Annotated in this window: 15 protein-coding genes; 14 read left to right on the plus strand and 1 reads right to left on the minus strand. The window is 64.6% G+C overall.

Annotated features, from left to right (window positions below; translation table 11 throughout):
• Window positions 1–31 precede the first annotated feature (31 nt).
• The gene (locus AC3A6X_RS28370; RefSeq protein WP_487845282.1) at window positions 32–1,219 is read left to right on the plus strand and encodes an iron-containing alcohol dehydrogenase; all 1,188 of its coding nucleotides are present in this window, start codon (window positions 32–34) and stop codon (window positions 1,217–1,219) included.
• Between the two features lie 274 nt (window positions 1,220–1,493).
• On the opposite strand, the gene AC3A6X_RS28375 is transcribed toward AC3A6X_RS28370, so the two are convergent.
• The gene (locus AC3A6X_RS28375) at window positions 1,494–2,375 is read right to left on the minus strand and encodes a LysR substrate-binding domain-containing protein (RefSeq protein WP_487845283.1); all 882 of its coding nucleotides are present in this window, start codon (window positions 2,373–2,375) and stop codon (window positions 1,494–1,496) included.
• Window positions 2,376–2,561: 186 nt separating this feature from the next.
• On the opposite strand from AC3A6X_RS28375, the gene AC3A6X_RS28380 reads away from it, so the two are divergent.
• The 13 genes from AC3A6X_RS28380 to AC3A6X_RS28440 all read left to right on the plus strand — a co-directional run bounded on the left by AC3A6X_RS28380 (window position 2,562) and on the right by AC3A6X_RS28440 (window position 15,375).
• Entirely contained in the window at window positions 2,562–3,839 is a 1,278-nt protein-coding gene (locus AC3A6X_RS28380; protein ID WP_487845284.1) for a ribulose-bisphosphate carboxylase large subunit family protein, read from the plus strand.
• 10 nt (window positions 3,840–3,849) lie between these two features.
• Window positions 3,850–5,292 carry a four-carbon acid sugar kinase family protein gene (locus tag AC3A6X_RS28385; protein ID WP_487845285.1) on the plus strand — a complete coding sequence of 481 codons (1,443 nt, stop codon included), beginning with the start codon at window positions 3,850–3,852 and terminating at the stop codon, window positions 5,290–5,292.
• Between the two features lie 38 nt (window positions 5,293–5,330).
• Window positions 5,331–6,104 carry an SDR family NAD(P)-dependent oxidoreductase gene (locus AC3A6X_RS28390; RefSeq protein WP_487845286.1) on the plus strand — a complete coding sequence of 258 codons (774 nt, stop codon included), beginning with the start codon at window positions 5,331–5,333 and terminating at the stop codon, window positions 6,102–6,104.
• A 23-nt stretch (window positions 6,105–6,127) separates the two neighbouring features.
• Entirely contained in the window at window positions 6,128–7,150 is a 1,023-nt protein-coding gene (locus AC3A6X_RS28395) for a TRAP transporter substrate-binding protein (RefSeq protein WP_487845287.1), read from the plus strand.
• Between the two features lie 97 nt (window positions 7,151–7,247).
• Window positions 7,248–8,660, plus strand: a complete 1,413-nt coding sequence (gene pyk, locus AC3A6X_RS28400) for a pyruvate kinase (RefSeq protein ID WP_487845288.1) — start codon at window positions 7,248–7,250, stop codon at window positions 8,658–8,660.
• Window positions 8,661–8,676: 16 nt separating this feature from the next.
• Complete coding sequence (eno, locus tag AC3A6X_RS28405) at window positions 8,677–9,960, plus strand: phosphopyruvate hydratase (RefSeq protein ID WP_487845289.1); 1,284 nt, start codon at window positions 8,677–8,679, stop codon at window positions 9,958–9,960.
• A gap of 5 nt (window positions 9,961–9,965) precedes the next feature.
• Complete coding sequence (gpmA, locus tag AC3A6X_RS28410; RefSeq protein ID WP_487845431.1) at window positions 9,966–10,712, plus strand: 2,3-diphosphoglycerate-dependent phosphoglycerate mutase; 747 nt, start codon at window positions 9,966–9,968, stop codon at window positions 10,710–10,712.
• 70 nt (window positions 10,713–10,782) lie between these two features.
• Window positions 10,783–11,379, plus strand: coding sequence for a TRAP transporter small permease (locus tag AC3A6X_RS28415; protein WP_487845290.1), 597 nt, complete (start codon window positions 10,783–10,785; stop codon window positions 11,377–11,379).
• Window positions 11,376–12,656: a TRAP transporter large permease subunit gene (locus tag AC3A6X_RS28420; protein ID WP_487845291.1), complete on the plus strand. Its 1,281-nt coding sequence runs from the start codon at window positions 11,376–11,378 to the stop codon at window positions 12,654–12,656. The genes AC3A6X_RS28415 and AC3A6X_RS28420 overlap by 4 nt, the downstream gene beginning before the upstream one ends.
• Window positions 12,657–12,810: 154 nt before the next feature.
• Entirely contained in the window at window positions 12,811–12,996 is a 186-nt protein-coding gene (locus AC3A6X_RS28425; RefSeq protein ID WP_487845292.1) for a hypothetical protein, read from the plus strand.
• A gap of 272 nt (window positions 12,997–13,268) precedes the next feature.
• The gene (locus AC3A6X_RS28430) at window positions 13,269–13,592 is read left to right on the plus strand and encodes a hypothetical protein (RefSeq protein ID WP_487845293.1); all 324 of its coding nucleotides are present in this window, start codon (window positions 13,269–13,271) and stop codon (window positions 13,590–13,592) included.
• A gap of 1,364 nt (window positions 13,593–14,956) precedes the next feature.
• Window positions 14,957–15,130, plus strand: a complete 174-nt coding sequence (locus AC3A6X_RS28435; RefSeq protein ID WP_487845294.1) for a hypothetical protein — start codon at window positions 14,957–14,959, stop codon at window positions 15,128–15,130.
• Entirely contained in the window at window positions 15,127–15,375 is a 249-nt protein-coding gene (locus tag AC3A6X_RS28440) for an AbiJ-related protein (RefSeq protein ID WP_487845295.1), read from the plus strand. The genes AC3A6X_RS28435 and AC3A6X_RS28440 overlap by 4 nt, the downstream gene beginning before the upstream one ends.
• Window positions 15,376–15,928: the final 553 nt, after the last annotated feature.

Raw genomic sequence — 15,928 nt, forward strand, 5'->3', positions numbered from 1 at the left:
TCCAATCTGAACCGCATGTTCCGGAGATGACATGGAAAAGTCACGCGAGAAGAGTCTGGCAGCTTGGGGTGTAAAGCTTGCAATGCCCGATCAAGTGCTGAGTGGTTCGGCGGAGTGTGTTCTTCCCGCCGAGTTGGCACGCTTGAACCTTCATCGAGCATTTCTTATCGTTAGCGGCAGCCTGAATTCCAAAGCTGACTCGATCACGTCGATCGTCACAGCCCTCGGGCCGCGTTGTGTTGGTGTTTTTGATCGCATGCCGTCGCACACGCCGGACACGGCGGTCGTGGAGTGTATGAAGCTCGCAAGCTCGCTGAAGGCGGATGTCATCGTCAGCATCGGTGGCGGGTCGGTGACGGACGGGGCAAAAGCCGTAGCGCTGTGCGTATCGAACCACGTAAGCGATCTTGAGGCGGTCGAAAAATACTACACGCAGGTTGATGTGAACGGCACTCGTTCTTATCCGGAGTATCCGGGCATAGCCGTGAAAGTCGTGTGTGTTCCGACGACTTTGTCCGGAGGCGAATTCAATTCTCGGGCCGGGATAACCGACACGCGAAGCCGGATCAAGCGAAGCTTCGATCACAAAAGTTTGACTCCGTGCTCGATCATTCTCGATCCGCACCTGGCATGCAGAACCCCTTCAGAGCTCTTCTTGTCCACCGGCGTTCGGGCCATTGACCATGCGGTAGAGACGCTCTGTTCCTTGGACGCCAACCCCTACACCGATGGACTGGCGATTCAAGCACTCAGGCTTCTTGGACCAGGCCTCAAAGCGGTGGCTGCAGATGCTGATGATGTGGCAGCAAGGTTGGACTGCATGGTGGGTGCCTGGATGTCGATGACGGGGATCGTTGGCGGGATGCGGATGGGCGGCAGCCATGCCCTTGGGCACGTTCTCGGCGGTGCATTCGCAGTTCCTCATGGCGTGACCTCATGCATCACCTTGCCTGCAGTGCTTGAATGGAATGAGCCGGCGACACGGAGCATTCAGCAGATGATTGCCCGCGAAATGGGGTTTTCCAGCGAAGTACTCGCCTCCGAAATGCGCCGCTTTGTCGGGGAACTCGGACTGCCCCGGCGCTTGAGTGATGTTGGCGTCGGCCCAGAGCACCTTGAGATTGCTGCGGAAAAATGTCTGCTCGACGAATGGCTATATTCCAATCCAGTGCCCCTAGATAAGGAGGCAATCATCCAAGTTTTGCGACGTTGTCTTTGATCGAATACCGGAACGCGGCGCGCGCCAGCCTAATGCGTGTGGCCTGCGGCCCAGTCTGATTCAGGCTAGTGTCGTGAGTTAGAAGTTCGTTGAACTATTGATTACTGCTGAAGTCTCTCGTGTACCGTGTGTACCCGACGAGGCTGCAATGAGCGGACGACCCAAAGCGACACTGGTTTTGACCGATGCCGAGCGCGAGGACCTCCGAGCCCCTTTATACCGATCCGATGTTCGTGGAACTGGAGCTGGGCGGAAATCTGGTCTTAGCCAACACTCAATGCTCTGACGTACGAAGTTCATCGCTTAACCAGTCCACCACCTTCAGGGTGTCCGAGCGCCGGCTCAAGTGAGGCGCTACCCAAACGGAAAGCGTGTGGGGTCCGGCCAGGAAGCCCAGCGGTGCGATCAGTGCTTCGCTGTTCAAGTCATCGCGCACCAGCATGCGTGGCACGTTAGCCATCCCGAGGCCGCACTTGGCGGCCTGGATCAGCAGGTAGAAGTGATTGAAGGACTCGGCGATGGGCGGTGCCACAAGATCCGTACCGGCGCAACGACTCCAGTCGTCCCAGGCTTGGGGACGGGTGCGCGAGACCATCAGTCGCGCGTGCTGTAGATCCGCCGGCGAAGTCAGCCGAACGGTTTGCAGGTAGCCAGGGGAACAAACCGGGCCGATCCATTCGGTCACGGTGCCCACGCGAATGACGTCCTTGGGCGGCTCGATCGTGGACAAGCGGATCGCCACGCTGATGTTGTCGCGTGCAAAGTTCACCGGCCCGAAGCCAAGGTTGAAGCGCAATTCGACATCCGGGTTGTGCTCCTGAAAGCGCGTGAGCCGCGGCAGGAGCCAGTACATCATGATCGAATCGGAGCACGACAGCGTCAGCGGTCCGGGTTGAAGTTGCTCGACGCTGGCTCTGATGGACTGAAATCCCAGCGCAAGACCTTCGGCCAGCCGCTGGCCCTCGAGAGTCGGCTCGGTCCCATGGGCGCTGCGCTTGAGCAGTTGCAGGCCCAGGTCATCTTCCAGCATCCGAACATGGCGGCTCACCGCACCGTGCGTCACCGACAACTCATCCGCCGCGGCGCTGAAGCTGCGCAGCCGGGCCGTCGCCTCGAAAGCGCGCAAGGCATTGAGGGACAAGCGGTCCACGGCCATGTCGGTGCTCCTCTGTGAACGAAAGCCGGGTTGGGGTTTTCCCGGCTGTTGTGTGAGTTTTCATCACAGCCCGGAGAAATCATATCGTTTGTCCCGCTGCGGTGTCGCTCCTACCATTTACCCCCATCGAGTTTCTTCCCACGCAACCCGGCCGGTCAATCCAGTCAAGCGAAAAGCTCACACCCCATGACACCTCAGACATCGCCACGCGCCGAATTCCGCGCACGCTATCTCGTCGAAAGCACCGTCCCGTCGGAACACGTGGCCGAGGTCATCGCCGGCGAGCAGTCCAGCGGCACCTTCCTGTCGCTGCCGGGCGAGACCGAACAGCTCAAGGAGCTTTCACGGGCCCGCGTCGTCCGCATCGACCCGCTGCCGCCAGCGGCGCAGCCCACGTTGCCGAGTGCGTTCGTGGCGCGCCGTGGCAACCCGGCCGTGTTTCACCGCGCCGAGATCGAGATCGCCTTTCCCGTGGCCAATGTCGGCCCGAACTTGTCGACGCTGCTGGCCACGGTTGCCGGCAACCTGTTCGAGCTGGGCGAAGTCACGGCGCTTCGCTTGCTCGACCTGGACCTGACTGCCGACTACGCCGCCCAGTTCCAGGGTCCGGCCTTCGGCATCGAGGGCACGCGGCGCCAGGCGGGTGTCTTCGATCGCCCTCTGATCGGCACCATCATCAAGCCCAGCATCGGCCTGACGCCACAGCAGACGGCCGATCTGGTGAACGACCTTTGCGCGGCCGACATCGACTTCATCAAGGACGACGAGCTGATCGCCGACCCGCCCTATGCTCCCTTCGACGAGCGGCTGAAGGCGGTGATGCCGGCGCTGCGCCGCCATGCCGACCGCATCGGCCGCATGCCGATGTACGCGATCAACATCTCGGGCTCGATCGACGAGATGCTGCGCCGGCATGACGCGGTGCTGGCAGCCGGCGGCACCTGCGTGATGGTCAGCATCAACTGGGTCGGCTTCGCCGCCGTGGAGCACCTGCGCCGTCACGCGAAGCTGCCGATTCACGGGCATCGCAACGGCTGGGGCGCCTTCACGCGCCACCCTGGCTTGGGTTTCTCGTTCAAGGCCTACCAGAAGCTGTGGCGGCTGGCGGGGGTGGACCAGCTGCACGTCAATGGGCTGCGCAGCAAGTTCTGGGAGCCGGACGAATCGGTGCTGGACTCGGCCCGCGCCTGCCTGTCGGATTTCGCCGGCCTCCAGCCCTTGATGCCGATCTTCTCCTCGGGGCAATGGGCCTCGCAGGCGCCGGACATGTACCGCGAACTTCGCTCGGGCGACCTGATGCATCTGGCCGGCGGCGGAATCATCGGCCACCCGGACGGCATCGCCGCCGGCGTGCGAAGCATGCGCGAAGGCTGGGAGGCCGCCATGCAGGGGGTGCCGCTGGACAGCTATGCCAGCACCCATCCGGCGCTGCAAAAGGCGCTGGCGCACTTTGCCGGACGCTGAGGTGAACGCCATGTTCGACCAACCCACTTCCAGGCCCTTGCGCCTGGCCTTCTACGGCGACGACTTCACCGGCTCCACCGATGCCCTGGAGGTCCTGGCCTTCAGCGGCCTGCGTTGCGCGCTGTTCCTGTCGGTGCCGACGGCAGCGCAGATGGAAGCCCTGGGCGGCTTCGACGCCATCGGCGTGGCCGGCAGCACCCGCGCCATGACCAACGCGGAGCTGGACGCTCATCTGCCGGGCGTGTTCGCCGCCCTGGCTGCGCTGCCGACGCCGCTGGTGCACTACAAGGTGTGCTCGACCTTCGACAGCGCGCCGGCCACCGGCAGCATCGGCCACGTGATGGAGCTGTCGCGCGAGGCCTTCAGGCAGCCGCTCATCCCCGTCGTGGCCGCCACCCCGGCGCTCGGGCGCTACTGCCTGTTCGGCCACCTCTTTGCCCGCTCCGGCACCGACGGGCAGGTGTACCGGATCGACCGCCATCCCATCATGAGCGTGCACCCGGTGACGCCCATGCACGAGTCCGATCTGGCCCGGCATCTGGGCCAGCAAACGACGATGACCATCGGCAACCTGCCGCTGACCCGCTTCGGCGCGTCTTCGGGCTCGATGGTCGAGGAGGTGACGGCCATGGCGGGCGCCTGCCAGGCGGTGGTGCTCGATGGCCTGGAAGCCGGCCACTTGACCCAGGCCGGCGAATGCCTGCAACAGATGGCCTCGGCGCAGGCGTCGCCGCTGTTCGTCGTCGGCGGATCCGGTGTCGAGTACGGGCTGACCCAGTACTGGCAGCAGGATGGACAGGCGGATTTCGAGGCCAAGAGCCACAAGAAGGCTGCGGACCGCTACAGCCAGTTCGACGGGGTCGATCAGGTGCTGGTGGTCTCCGGCAGCGCCTCGCGCCTGAGCGCCACGCAAATCCAGACGGCCGTCGACGCAGGCTTCAAGGAAGTGGCCGTCGATGTGCAGGCCCTGAGCCTGGCCTCGCAAGCCGTCGCCGCCGTGGAGCGGCTGGTGCGCGAGGTGCTCGATGCCCTGGCCACCGGCGCCAGCGTCGTGATGCATACCGCGCGTGGCCCGGAAGACGTGCGCATCGATGCGCTGATCCAGACCCTGCAGGCCGAGGGTCACGGCCCCGAGGCAGCCCGGCACCACGGCGGCCGCCTGGTCAGCGACCGCTTGGGCGAGGTGGTCGATGCGATCGTGCGTTCGCATCCCTTGCGCCGCCTCGTTCTCTCCGGTGGCGACACCTCCAGCCGGATCACCCAGGTGCTGGCGCCCGATGCCTTGGAGATTCGCGCCCGGCTGGCGCCTGGTGCGCCGCTGTGCCGGCTGCTGTCGTCTGCACCCCACCTGCACGGGCTGGAATTGGCCCTCAAGGGCGGGCAGATGGGCAGCGCCGACTACTTCGTGAAAGCGCTCGAGGGCAGCGCCATGCCCGCCGGAGTCGCCCGATGAATCCCGATCCGAATCCATTGAACCAGGAGCCAATCAGCATGCAACAAGCAACCTCCCCGACCCGTGTCGCTTTCGTCACCGGCGGTGCCATGGGCATCGGCGCCGACGTCTGCCAGCGGCTGGCCGCAGCCGGCATGACGGTCGTCGTGGCCGATCGTGACACGGCGGCCGCCGAAAAGACGGCGGCGGAACTTCGCGCCCAGGGCCTCCAGGCCGAGGCGCAAGCTGTCGACGTGGGCGACGCGGATTCCGTGGCCCGCGCCTTTGCCGAAGTGGAGCAGCGCCACGGCCGCTGCGACGTGCTCGTCAACAGCGCCGGCATCGCCAAGGTGTTCCCCTTCCTCGAGTTTCCGCTGGACAACTTCGTGGCGACGATGAATGTCAACGTCACCGGTGCGTTCCTGTGCTCGCAGCACGCGGCGCGCCTGATGGTGCGCCACCAGTGGGGCCGTATCGTCAACGTCGCCTCGGTGGCCGGCATGCGCGCGGTGGGCACCGGTCGAACGGCGTATGGCACCTCCAAGGCCGCGGTGATTGCGCTGACACGCCAGATGGCGGTGGAGCTCGCCGAGCACGGCGTGACGGCCAACGCCGTGGCACCCGGCCCGGTCGACACGCCCATGACGCAGGTGCTGCACACGGAGCGCTTCCGCCAGGAGTACTCCAAAGCCATACCCATGAACCGCTACGGCACGACGGGCGAGATCGCCGCGGCCGTGATGTACCTCGTATCTGAAGACGCTGGCTACACCAGCGGCGTGACCTTACCCGTGGACGGTGGCTTTCTCGCCTCCGGCGCACGCGGCCTCTAAACGACCAACCCAAGGAGACAGTGATGAACAACGTGAAACTCAAGACCCTCGTGACCAGCATGCTGGCCGCTCTGCTCGTGGCCGGCGCGACCGGCGCTATGGCGGCGGACATCAAGGAACGCACCATCAAGTACGCCGTCATCTACGACATCAAGCACCCGCATGGCCTGGGGGCGCAGAAGTTCGCCGATCTCGTGGCGCAGCACAGCGGCAACAAGATGAAGGTCAAGATTTACGCCAATGCCACGCTCGGCGGCGAGGTCCCGATCATTTCGTCAATGCAGGGCGGCACGGTCGAAATGTCGGCCATGGCCACGTCGCAGTTGGTCGGCGTGATCAAGGATTTTGCGGCGTTGGACTTGCCGTTCCTGTTCAACAGCGAGAAGGAGGTCGATCGCGTCGTCGACGGCCCGGTCGGCAAGGTGTTTCTCGACAAGCTGCCCGAGAAAGGCCTGATTGGCCTGTCGTGGTTCGAGCACGGTTTCCGCAACCTGACCAACAGCCGGCGCCCGGTGACCAAGCTCGAGGACATCCAAGGGCTGAAGATCCGCGTGGAACAGAACGCAGTTGCCATCGATGCCTGGAACGCACTGGGCGCCAACGCGGTGCCCATGCCCTTTCCCGAGCTGTACAGCGCGCTGGAGCAGAAGGCGGTCGATGGACAGGAGAACCCGTACAGCACGGTCGACAGCTCGAAATTCTTCGAAGTTCAGAAGTACCTGAGCGTCACGAAGCACAAGTACACGCCGCTGATCCTGACGATGAGCAAAAAGTTCTGGGACCAGCTCTCCGACGACGAGAAGAAGGTCATCCAGAGTGCGGCCACCGAGGCTGCCGTGTACCAGCGCAAGGCCAACCGCGACCTCAACGATCAATACCTCCAGTCGCTGAAAAAGGCGGGCATGCAGATCAACGAAATCCCTGCCACCGAGGTGGAGCGCATGCGCGCCAAGGTGCAACCCGTGGTGGACAAGTACAGCAAGCAGATCGGCGGCACGCTGGTGAAGGACCTTTACACCGAGATCGAGAAAGCCCGCAAGCAGTAGCAGTCAGGCCGGTTGGTCCACGGCCCGCGAGCATCGAAGTGTCCACGCGCGGTGCCCGGTCGTGCGACCGCCTCTAAAGCACAAAGGATTCACAGACATGCGGCCAAGCAATGCCAAGATCGTAGCCACCCTCGGGCCGGCTAGCGACGATCTTCAGACCATACAGGCGCTCTTCACCGCCGGTGCCGACGTGTTCCGCCTGAACTTCAGCCATGGCACGCATGCCGACCACAAGCAGCGGCTGGACACCATCCGCGCGATCGAGAGCGACGTCGGCCGCCCGATTGGCGTGCTGCTGGACCTGCAGGGCCCCAAGCTGCGCGTCGGCACATTTGCCAACGGACCGGTCAAGCTGGTCGAAGGTGCCGCCTTCCGGCTCGATCTGCAGCGCGATCAACCCGGCGACATCACCCGCGCGCCCCTGCCGCATCCGGAGATCTTCGCCGCGTTGAAGCCCGGCGCCGAACTGCTGCTCGACGATGGCCGCTTGCGCCTGAGGGTCGAAAAATCCGGCCCCGACTTCGCCGATACGGTGGTGGTCAACGGCGGCATGCTGTCCGACCGCAAGGGCGTCAACGTGCCCGGCGTGGTGCTACCGCTGTCGGCCCTGACGGAAAAAGACCGGGCCGACCTGGACTACGGCCTGACCCTGGGAATCGACTGGATCGCCCTGTCCTTCGTGCAGCGCGCCGAGGACATCACCGAGATCAAGGCCATCGTGCAGGGCCGCGCCGGCATCGTCGCCAAGCTGGAAAAGCCGGCCGCGATCGAGAGCCTGGACGCGATCCTGGCCGAGACCGATGCGGTGATGGTGGCGCGCGGCGACCTGGGCGTAGAGGTGCCCGCCGAACAGGTGCCAGCGATCCAGAAGCGCATCGTGCGGGCCTGCCGGCGGCTCGGGAAGCCGGTGATCGTGGCCACCCAGATGCTCGAATCGATGGTAGGTGCGCCGGTGCCCACGCGGGCTGAAGCCTCGGATGTGGCCACCGCCATCTACGACGGCGCCGACGCGGTGATGCTGTCGGCCGAATCGGCCTCGGGCAAGTACCCGATCGAGTCGGTCGCAATGATGGACGCGATTATTCGCCAGACCGAGGCCGACCCTTACTACCGCGACGCGATCGATGCCGGGCACACGCCGCCGGGCGCCAACACGCCCGATGCCATCGGCTGGGCCGCGCGCTCGGTCGCCGGCCTGCTCGATGTAGCCGCCATGGTGGCCTACACCAGTTCGGGCGCCTCAGCGCTACGCATGGCGCGCGAGCGGCCGCGCGCGCCCATCGTCGGCATGACGCCGCGGCGATCCACCGCGCGGCGCTTGGCGCTGGTGTGGGGTGTCAATGCTGTGCTGTGTCACGACGTAATGAGCGTCGACGAAATGACCGAGGTGGCTGTGGAAACGGTCGCCAAGCTTGGCTTCGCCCAAGCGGGCCAAGCCCTCGTGATCGCCGCTGGCATGCCCTTCGGTACCGCCGGTACCACCAACCTGCTGCGCATTGCGCAAGTTTGATTGAAAGGAAAGTTTGATGGCAAGCATTCGACAGGTTCGCGGCTTCGAGATCCTCGACTCCCGCGGCAATCCCACCGTCGCGGCCGAGGTCGTGCTGTCCGACGGGGCGCTTGGCTACGCGGCCTCGCCGTCCGGCGCATCGACCGGGGCGCGCGAAGCGCTGGAACTGCGCGATGGCGATGCGCGCCGCTACCTCGGCAAGGGCGTACTCAAGGCGGTCGCCAACGTCAATGGTGAACTGCGCCAGGCGCTGGCCGGGCTGGCGGCTGACGACCAGGCCGCGCTCGACCGGCGGATGATCGAGCTCGACGGCACGCCGACCAAGGCGCGCCTGGGCGCCAACGCGATCCTCGCGGTCTCGCTGGCGCTGGCCAAGGCCGCTGCGGCCTCGGCCGGGCAACCGCTGTACCGGCACCTGGCCGGCGCCCGCGCCGCGCGGCTGCCGGTGCCCATGATGAACATCATCAACGGCGGCGCGCATGCCGACAACAGCGTCGACATGCAGGAGTTCATGATCGTGCCACTGGGCGCGCCCACCTTCTCGGAGGCGCTGCGCTGGGGCGTGGAGGTGTTCCATGCCCTCAAGGGCCTGCTCAAACGCCGCGGGCTGGCTACCGCAGTGGGCGACGAAGGCGGCTTCGCGCCAGACCTGCCGTCAAACGAGGCGGCCATCGAAGTGATCCTGGCGGCCATCGAGACGGCCGGTTTCAAGGCGGGAACCGAGATCGCGCTCGGGCTCGACGTGGCCAGTTCCGAGTTCCACAAGGGCGGCGTCTACGAACTCGCGTCGGAAGCCAGGCACTTCGACTCGGCGCAGTTTGTCGACTACCTGGCGCGCTGGGTCGATACCTACCCGATCGTCACCATCGAAGACGGCATGGCCGAAGACGACTGGGACGGCTGGGAACTGCTGACCGCCAAGGTGGGACAGCGCGTACAGTTGGTGGGCGACGACCTGTTCGTCACCAACACGGAGATCCTGCAACAGGGCATCGCGCGCAGCGTGGCCAATTCGATCCTGATCAAGCCCAACCAGATCGGCACGCTCACTGAAACGCTGGCTGCCATCGACATGGCCGATGAGGCCGGTTATGCCTCGGTCGTGTCGCACCGCTCGGGCGAGACCGAGGACACGACGATCGCAGACCTGAGCGTCTGCACCGCGGCTACGCAGATCAAGACGGGCTCGCTGTGTCGCTCCGACCGCGTCGCAAAGTACAACAGGCTCCTGCTGATTGAGCAGGAACTCGGTAATGCTGTGCCCTATCTGGGCCGCGCGGCCTTCCGAGCCCAAGGTTGAGCATCATGGCGACTGTTGTGCTCCTGCGTCATGGTGAATCGACCTGGAACCGGGAAAACCGCTTCACCGGCTGGGCGGACGTCGACCTGACGGAGAAAGGTATGAGCGAGGCCCGCGCCGCGGGTGAGCTATTGAAGGACCGGGGCCTTGTCTTCGACGTCGCGTTCACGTCCATGCTCAAACGCGCCAACAAGACCCTGTCGACCGTGCTGGACGTGATGGACCGGATGTGGATCCCTGTCCACCACTCCTGGCGTCTCAACGAGCGGCATTACGGCGCGCTGCAGGGCCTCAACAAGGCCGAGACGGCGGCGCAGCATGGCGAAGCTCGAGTCAAGGCCTGGCGCCGTGCCTATGACATCGCGCCTCCTGCGCTGCCAGATGGTGATCCCCGCCTCAGTGACACGGACCCCCGCTATGCGAACGCCGACGGGTCGTTACCGCGTACCGAGTGTCTTAAGGACACAGTGGCGCGATTTCTGCCCTACTGGCATGGAGCTATCGTGCCGCAGATTCAGGCAGGCAAGCGCGTGCTCATCGTCGCCCACGGCAACAGCCTGCGGGCTCTGGTGAAGTACCTCGACGACATCTCGGATGCGGACATCGTCGAGCTCAACATTCCCACGGGCCAACCGCTGGTCTATGAGCTCGATGCGGACCTCAAGGGCCAGTCCCACCGGTACCTGGGCGATCCGGAGGCCATTGCCGCTTCCATGCTGGAAGTGGCGCGCCAAGGCACCGCGGCTCGCTGAACAGGCGAGACGAGCACGCAGAACTGCCCGCGCCGCCGGCGGCCCTGCCATCCCTACTTATGGAGACAAAATGTCGAAGTTCCTTGACGGTTACTGCAGGCTGCTCGACGGCCTGATCGCGCTCGCGCTGGCCATCATGGTGGTGCTGGTGTTCGGCAACGTGGTGTTGCGCTATGCCTTCAACACGGGCATCACGATGAGCGAGGAGGTGTCGCGCTGGCTCTTCGTGTGGCTGGTGTTCCTGGGCGCCATCGTCGCGCTCAAAGAGCACGCCCATCTGGGCAGCGACATGCTGGTGTCGCGCCTGCCACGCGTGGGCAAGAAGATTTGCCTGGTGCTCGGGCAGCTCTTGATGCTCTACATCACCTGGCTGATTTTCTCCGGCAGCCTGGCGCAGGTGAAGATCAACATGGACGTGGAGGCACCGGTCACCGGCATGTCGGTGGGCATCTTCTACGCCGCCGGCATCGTGTTCTCGGTCTCGGCCGGTTTTTTGCTGCTGCGCGAGTTCTGGCGCGTGCTCTCGGGCAAGGTGCGCGATGAAGACCTGGTGATGGTTAAGGAATCGGAGGAAGCGGGCGAGCTGGAAGAACTGCAGGCGCAACTGGCCCGCGAGAACGCCGAGCTGCCCGCCACCATCAACACCCACCCCGGAGCCAAGCCATGACCGTCGCCATCTTTCTGGGCGCCCTGATCGGCGCGATGGCCCTGGGTATTCCGATTGCCTACGCCCTCTTGGCCACCGGCGTGGCGCTGATGTGGCACCTGGACATGTTCGACGCGCAGATCCTGGCGCAGAACGTGATCAACGGGGCCGATTCGTTCCCGCTGCTGGCCGTGCCCTTCTTCATGCTGGCCGGCGAGATCATGAACGTGGGCGGCCTGTCCAGGCGCATCGTCAATTTCGCGCTGGCGCTGGTGGGCCACGTCAAGGGCGGCCTGGGCTACGTGACCATCGTGGCGGCCATCCTGCTGTCGGCCCTGTCGGGCTCGGCGGTGGCCGATGCGGCGGCGCTCACGGCGCTGCTGCTGCCGATGATGGTGGCCGCCGGCCACAACAAGGCCCAGGCCGGCGGCCTGATCGCCGCCTCGGGCGTGATCGGGCCTGTGATTCCGCCCTCCATCGGCTTCGTGATCTTCGGCGTGGCCGCCAACGTGTCGATCTCCAAGCTGTTCCTGGCCGGCATCTTCCCGGGCATCCTGATCGGCGCGGCGCTGTGGCTGACCTGGATGTACCTGGTGCGCAAGGAAACGCTGGTGCCGCCGCCGCGTCAGAGCAAGGCCGAGATCCTCGCGGCGCTGCGCAAGGCGACCTGGGCGCTGATGTTGCCGGTGATCATCCTGGTGGGCCTGCGTTTCGGCGTGTTCACGCCGACCGAGGCGGCCGTGGTGGCGGCGGTCTACGCCTTCTTCGTGGCCACGGTGGTGTACCGCGAACTCAAGCTCAACCAGCTCTACGCCGTGTTCGTGAGCGCGGCCAAGACCACGGCGGTGATCATGTTCCTGGTGGCCGCGGCGCTGGTGTCGGCCTGGCTCATCACGGTGGCCGACCTGCCGAGCAAGGTGATCGATCTGCTTCGGCCTTTCATGGGCAACCAGACGCTGCTGCTCATCGCCATCATGGTGCTGTGCATGCTGGTGGGCACGGCGATGGACATGACGCCCACCATCCTGATACTGACGCCGGTGCTGATGCCGGTGATCAAGGAGGCCGGCATCGACCCGGTGTACTTCGGCGTGCTGTTCATCATCAACAACTCGATCGGACTGGTGACACCGCCGGTGGGCACGGTGCTCAACGTGGTGGCCGGGGTCGGGCGAATGAAGATGGACGAGGTCACCAAGGGGGTGATGCCCTTCATGCTGGCCGAGTTCGCCATCCTGCTCCTGATGGTGCTGTTCCCGCAGCTCGTCACCGTGCCCGCCAAGTGGTTCGGTGGTTAAGAAAACTAGCGCCGTGAAGTTAGCCGAGGCGACACCTGTTGTCTTGCGTAGCGCCGCCCTGTCACTAGAACAAAAGCACGAGCAGCTTGCGAGTCGCATGCCACTTGGATCGCGGCTTGAGCATTTAGTAGCTCAAAGCAGATCTGCACGACCAATGGAGGAGACCCAGGAGAGGGCACTTACCGGTCGGGCGGAACTCACCAGCAAGCAGTTGGCGTGCGTCAAGGGCGCGGGCCCGAATCCGACAGTCGCAGAAATCGATGCCGTCGAGTCCCTCGAGCGGACCGCCGCGAAGTTGGCCAAGGAGATGGACAACTTCGTGAAGCACAGACTCGGTTGACGGCCGGGTGTCGCTTCGACCTTAGGCCGCCTTGTATTGGCGGCTTGTCTTTCGTGAGGGTGCCTAGCAGGCGGGGCGGTGCTCAGGGCCCGCGGTGTTCCAAAGTCTATTAATGGGTGAAGCACAGCGAGCTGGCGTTTTTTTTAAACACTGTTTGTCAGTTTCCGATCTCTATTGGCGCGCACCACGGGGCCGCCTTTTTCAAATGGCTCAAGGGACTGAAGGCCATCGACGCGGGCGTGGCAGCAGGCCGGAGCGCGCATTAAGCAGCAATGGTCGACAAGGCCGCCGTCTCCGCCGGCAAAGTCTTGACGCGGGACAGGATTGCGACGACGCTGAAGCTCAGCGGCAATGCCGCGGCCATCTACCTGACCGCGAGGCACCCTGACTTGATCGGCGGGCTGTTCGAGGACATCGGCGGCAAGCTGGGCCTGTCTCCGTTCCTCAGCAAGTTGATCGGTTGGTCCCGGCTGCTGTCGCCCGTTATGGCCTGGCTGCTGCCCTTGGCGCTCGCAGCGCTATCCGCCCTGGTCCCTGCGCTGATTGCACTCGCGAGTCTGGGCGCATGGCTACGCGGGCGGGCGCACCCGCGGTAATCCCCATTCATAGGCCTCTCTGTCTGGGATCGGTAACGCGCGCTGGAAATTGCGTCGATCGAGCCCCTCGACCGTCGGCTTCTGGGCCGTACCTCGGGTCACGTCTTTGTGGAGTCAGCGGGAGGCCGCTACAACGTCACTTCGCGGTACTAATGCACGCGCCAAGCGCTGACCCCAACCCGACAGGCGAACTCCGTCGTCGCGTCGGCGCTGCTCGCGACCATCGATTGTCCGGAAGAACAAATTGGGGTCAGTTGTGTCGTACCGTAGGCTTGGCGGGCCAGAGAGCACCGTACCTCGGCTCGATGCCGATTCGACCATCTTGGACTCTCAACTCAAGGTCCCCGTTCTTCAAAATCACGTTAGTAGTCGCCCGCACTGTTGTCAATTCGGTAGAAGATATTTGCCCGGGTGCGCCTCAGGGGCTCGCCGTACTTGCCGCCGCCCCCCGTCATCGCAGCGGATGACTTCGTAGAACGTGGATTTGACGCCTTCGATGCTTCTCGTGCAGCGATGGCACCACTGCTGTGCTCTGCGAAGCGCTGGTTCTTGCTCAGGTGCATCGCAATCACCAGCGGCACATGGAAGAGCAGCTCTCAGTTGTAGACCGCGTACGCTCCGCCGGAGGTGAAGTCCAGATCCTTGACCGGACGCGGCTCACTCACGAGCGCAGAAGGGTTGTAGTGGGTCATCGAACAGGGCAAGCAACCGGCTGAGCAGCACCACCGTCGGCAACGCCGCGCCGGAGCCCTGCCGTCTGCGACTGACAAGTGCAACCAGACCTTCGTCGCCGGGCCACGAGCGGTGGTCTGGGCCAGCGAGACCCGCAACGCCCCGCAGTTAGTTTTTTTGGCATATTTGTCTTAATTTGGCAAAGTCAGGCTAGGCGCTCATACTTTCGCCATGATTGAATTTCGCCAAGATTTCCGGACCTCCGCTGAGGACGTGAGTCGCAGGCTGGATGACATCAGCCGGTCGCTGAAGCGCTTCTCGGATGGCCCGGGACGGCTGACCAGGATTACCAATGGCAAGCTGTCCCTCGCCAGCTCGCCGCCGGGCGCCGTCAGCGCCTTAAGAGACAGCGCGGAGGCGGTTGAAAAGGGTCTTGGCGGACGCCGAACGCGTGTTCGCCGCCTACCCAGACTCGGCAGAGTCGCTCAGCGCGGTGGAACTGGGCCGCCTGCTCGGCGTGACTGACGAGACGGTGCGGAACCGCGAGCAGGCGGGCGTCCCTCCTGCGCCCGGGCCGCAAGCGCGGGCGGGAATACCCCGCCTTCCAGGCCTGGGACGGCGTCGCTGGCGAGCCGCTCAAGCAGGTGCTCGCGGCGCTGGGCCGCCCGAGTGGCCCCGCTGCGTACGGCTTCTTGACGTCCCCGCAGGACACCCTCGCGGGCCTCACGCCGCTGGAGGCTCTGGTGGGCGCGACCGGCCGCGAGGTCGCGCCGGAGGCGCAGGAGTTCCTCAGTTCCGACGCGGGCGATCGCTTGGCGGTGGTCCTGCGGGCCGCGCGAACCTACGCCTCCAGCCTGGCTGCATGAGCGCCACGTTCGAGGGCGCGCAGTTCGACCTGGAACTGTTGGACCCGGGCGGCCCGCCCCTGGTGCGACCCTTTTGCCGAGTTCTTCATCCGGGCGTGCGCACCCATGTTACCGAAATCGAGCGCATCCATCAGATGTTCAATCAATACCTCCGAGTCGACGGCTTCGAGCTCGTCGAAAAGGGTCGAATGGGCCCGTCTACGCGGGGCGCTTCGTCGGCATCGCAGGTAGTCGCTTGGTTCTAGGCCGCCTGCGGCCGCTAGGGGCCTTACTATCGTCGCTTTTCGTTTGCCGTGAGCTTTGGATTTCTCACCGGTCCAGGAAAAAAGGTGTTGGCGCGTGGCGTCCACGGAGATGAATCCATTGAGTGCCTTCAGGCGCCCGATATGGCCCCAGCCTCCGAGTTCGTCGGGCAGGAGAATCGGCCTGATGAAGGTCGGGTTGTCTAGATTGGTTGTGCTTGACTTCATACTTGCCCCTCGCTGCCAAGTCACGACGCATTGCAGCAGAGGAGCGGGGTCTGATCAAGCAGTTGTTGGCGCGCGCAATCGCTCCTCCGTGCTTGGAACCCTCGGATCCCAAACAGGAGGTCATTTAAGTATGTCGAGCAAACCGGGAACGTCGCGCGTCGTGCTGTGATGCCCGACTGCAATAGCTGCTTGGCGACACCTTCGTCACCGAGCGGGGCGGAGCAAGCGACCGCCGAGTACCCGGGCTGCCAGCGCGAGCCCGCGAGCCCCGGCGTGGAAGGACCGATCGCGCACGAGGGTGCCGTGACGGATGAAGATCTGGGCACGG

Source organism: Variovorax sp. Soil_C_12, assembly GCF_057657375.1.

What these genes read in the sequence shown, in the direction of transcription:
- AC3A6X_RS28385 (WP_487845285.1), top strand. Translation starts at nt 3,850, where the DNA reads ATGTTCGACCAACCCACTTCCAGGCCCTTGCGCCTGGCCTTCTACGGC.
- AC3A6X_RS28420 (WP_487845291.1), top strand. Translation starts at nt 11,376, where the DNA reads ATGACCGTCGCCATCTTTCTGGGCGCCCTGATCGGCGCGATGGCCCTG.
- AC3A6X_RS28395 (WP_487845287.1), top strand. Translation starts at nt 6,128, where the DNA reads ATGAACAACGTGAAACTCAAGACCCTCGTGACCAGCATGCTGGCCGCT.
- AC3A6X_RS28415 (WP_487845290.1), top strand. Translation starts at nt 10,783, where the DNA reads ATGTCGAAGTTCCTTGACGGTTACTGCAGGCTGCTCGACGGCCTGATC.
- AC3A6X_RS28440 (WP_487845295.1), top strand. Translation starts at nt 15,127, where the DNA reads ATGAGCGCCACGTTCGAGGGCGCGCAGTTCGACCTGGAACTGTTGGAC.
- AC3A6X_RS28390 (WP_487845286.1), top strand. Translation starts at nt 5,331, where the DNA reads ATGCAACAAGCAACCTCCCCGACCCGTGTCGCTTTCGTCACCGGCGGT.
- eno (WP_487845289.1), top strand. Translation starts at nt 8,677, where the DNA reads ATGGCAAGCATTCGACAGGTTCGCGGCTTCGAGATCCTCGACTCCCGC.
- AC3A6X_RS28425 (WP_487845292.1), top strand. Translation starts at nt 12,811, where the DNA reads ATGGAGGAGACCCAGGAGAGGGCACTTACCGGTCGGGCGGAACTCACC.
- AC3A6X_RS28370 (WP_487845282.1), top strand. Translation starts at nt 32, where the DNA reads ATGGAAAAGTCACGCGAGAAGAGTCTGGCAGCTTGGGGTGTAAAGCTT.
- gpmA (WP_487845431.1), top strand. Translation starts at nt 9,966, where the DNA reads ATGGCGACTGTTGTGCTCCTGCGTCATGGTGAATCGACCTGGAACCGG.
- pyk (WP_487845288.1), top strand. Translation starts at nt 7,248, where the DNA reads ATGCGGCCAAGCAATGCCAAGATCGTAGCCACCCTCGGGCCGGCTAGC.
- AC3A6X_RS28375 (WP_487845283.1), bottom strand. Translation starts at nt 2,375, where the DNA reads ATGGCCGTGGACCGCTTGTCCCTCAATGCCTTGCGCGCTTTCGAGGCG.
- AC3A6X_RS28380 (WP_487845284.1), top strand. Translation starts at nt 2,562, where the DNA reads ATGACACCTCAGACATCGCCACGCGCCGAATTCCGCGCACGCTATCTC.
- AC3A6X_RS28430 (WP_487845293.1), top strand. Translation starts at nt 13,269, where the DNA reads ATGGTCGACAAGGCCGCCGTCTCCGCCGGCAAAGTCTTGACGCGGGAC.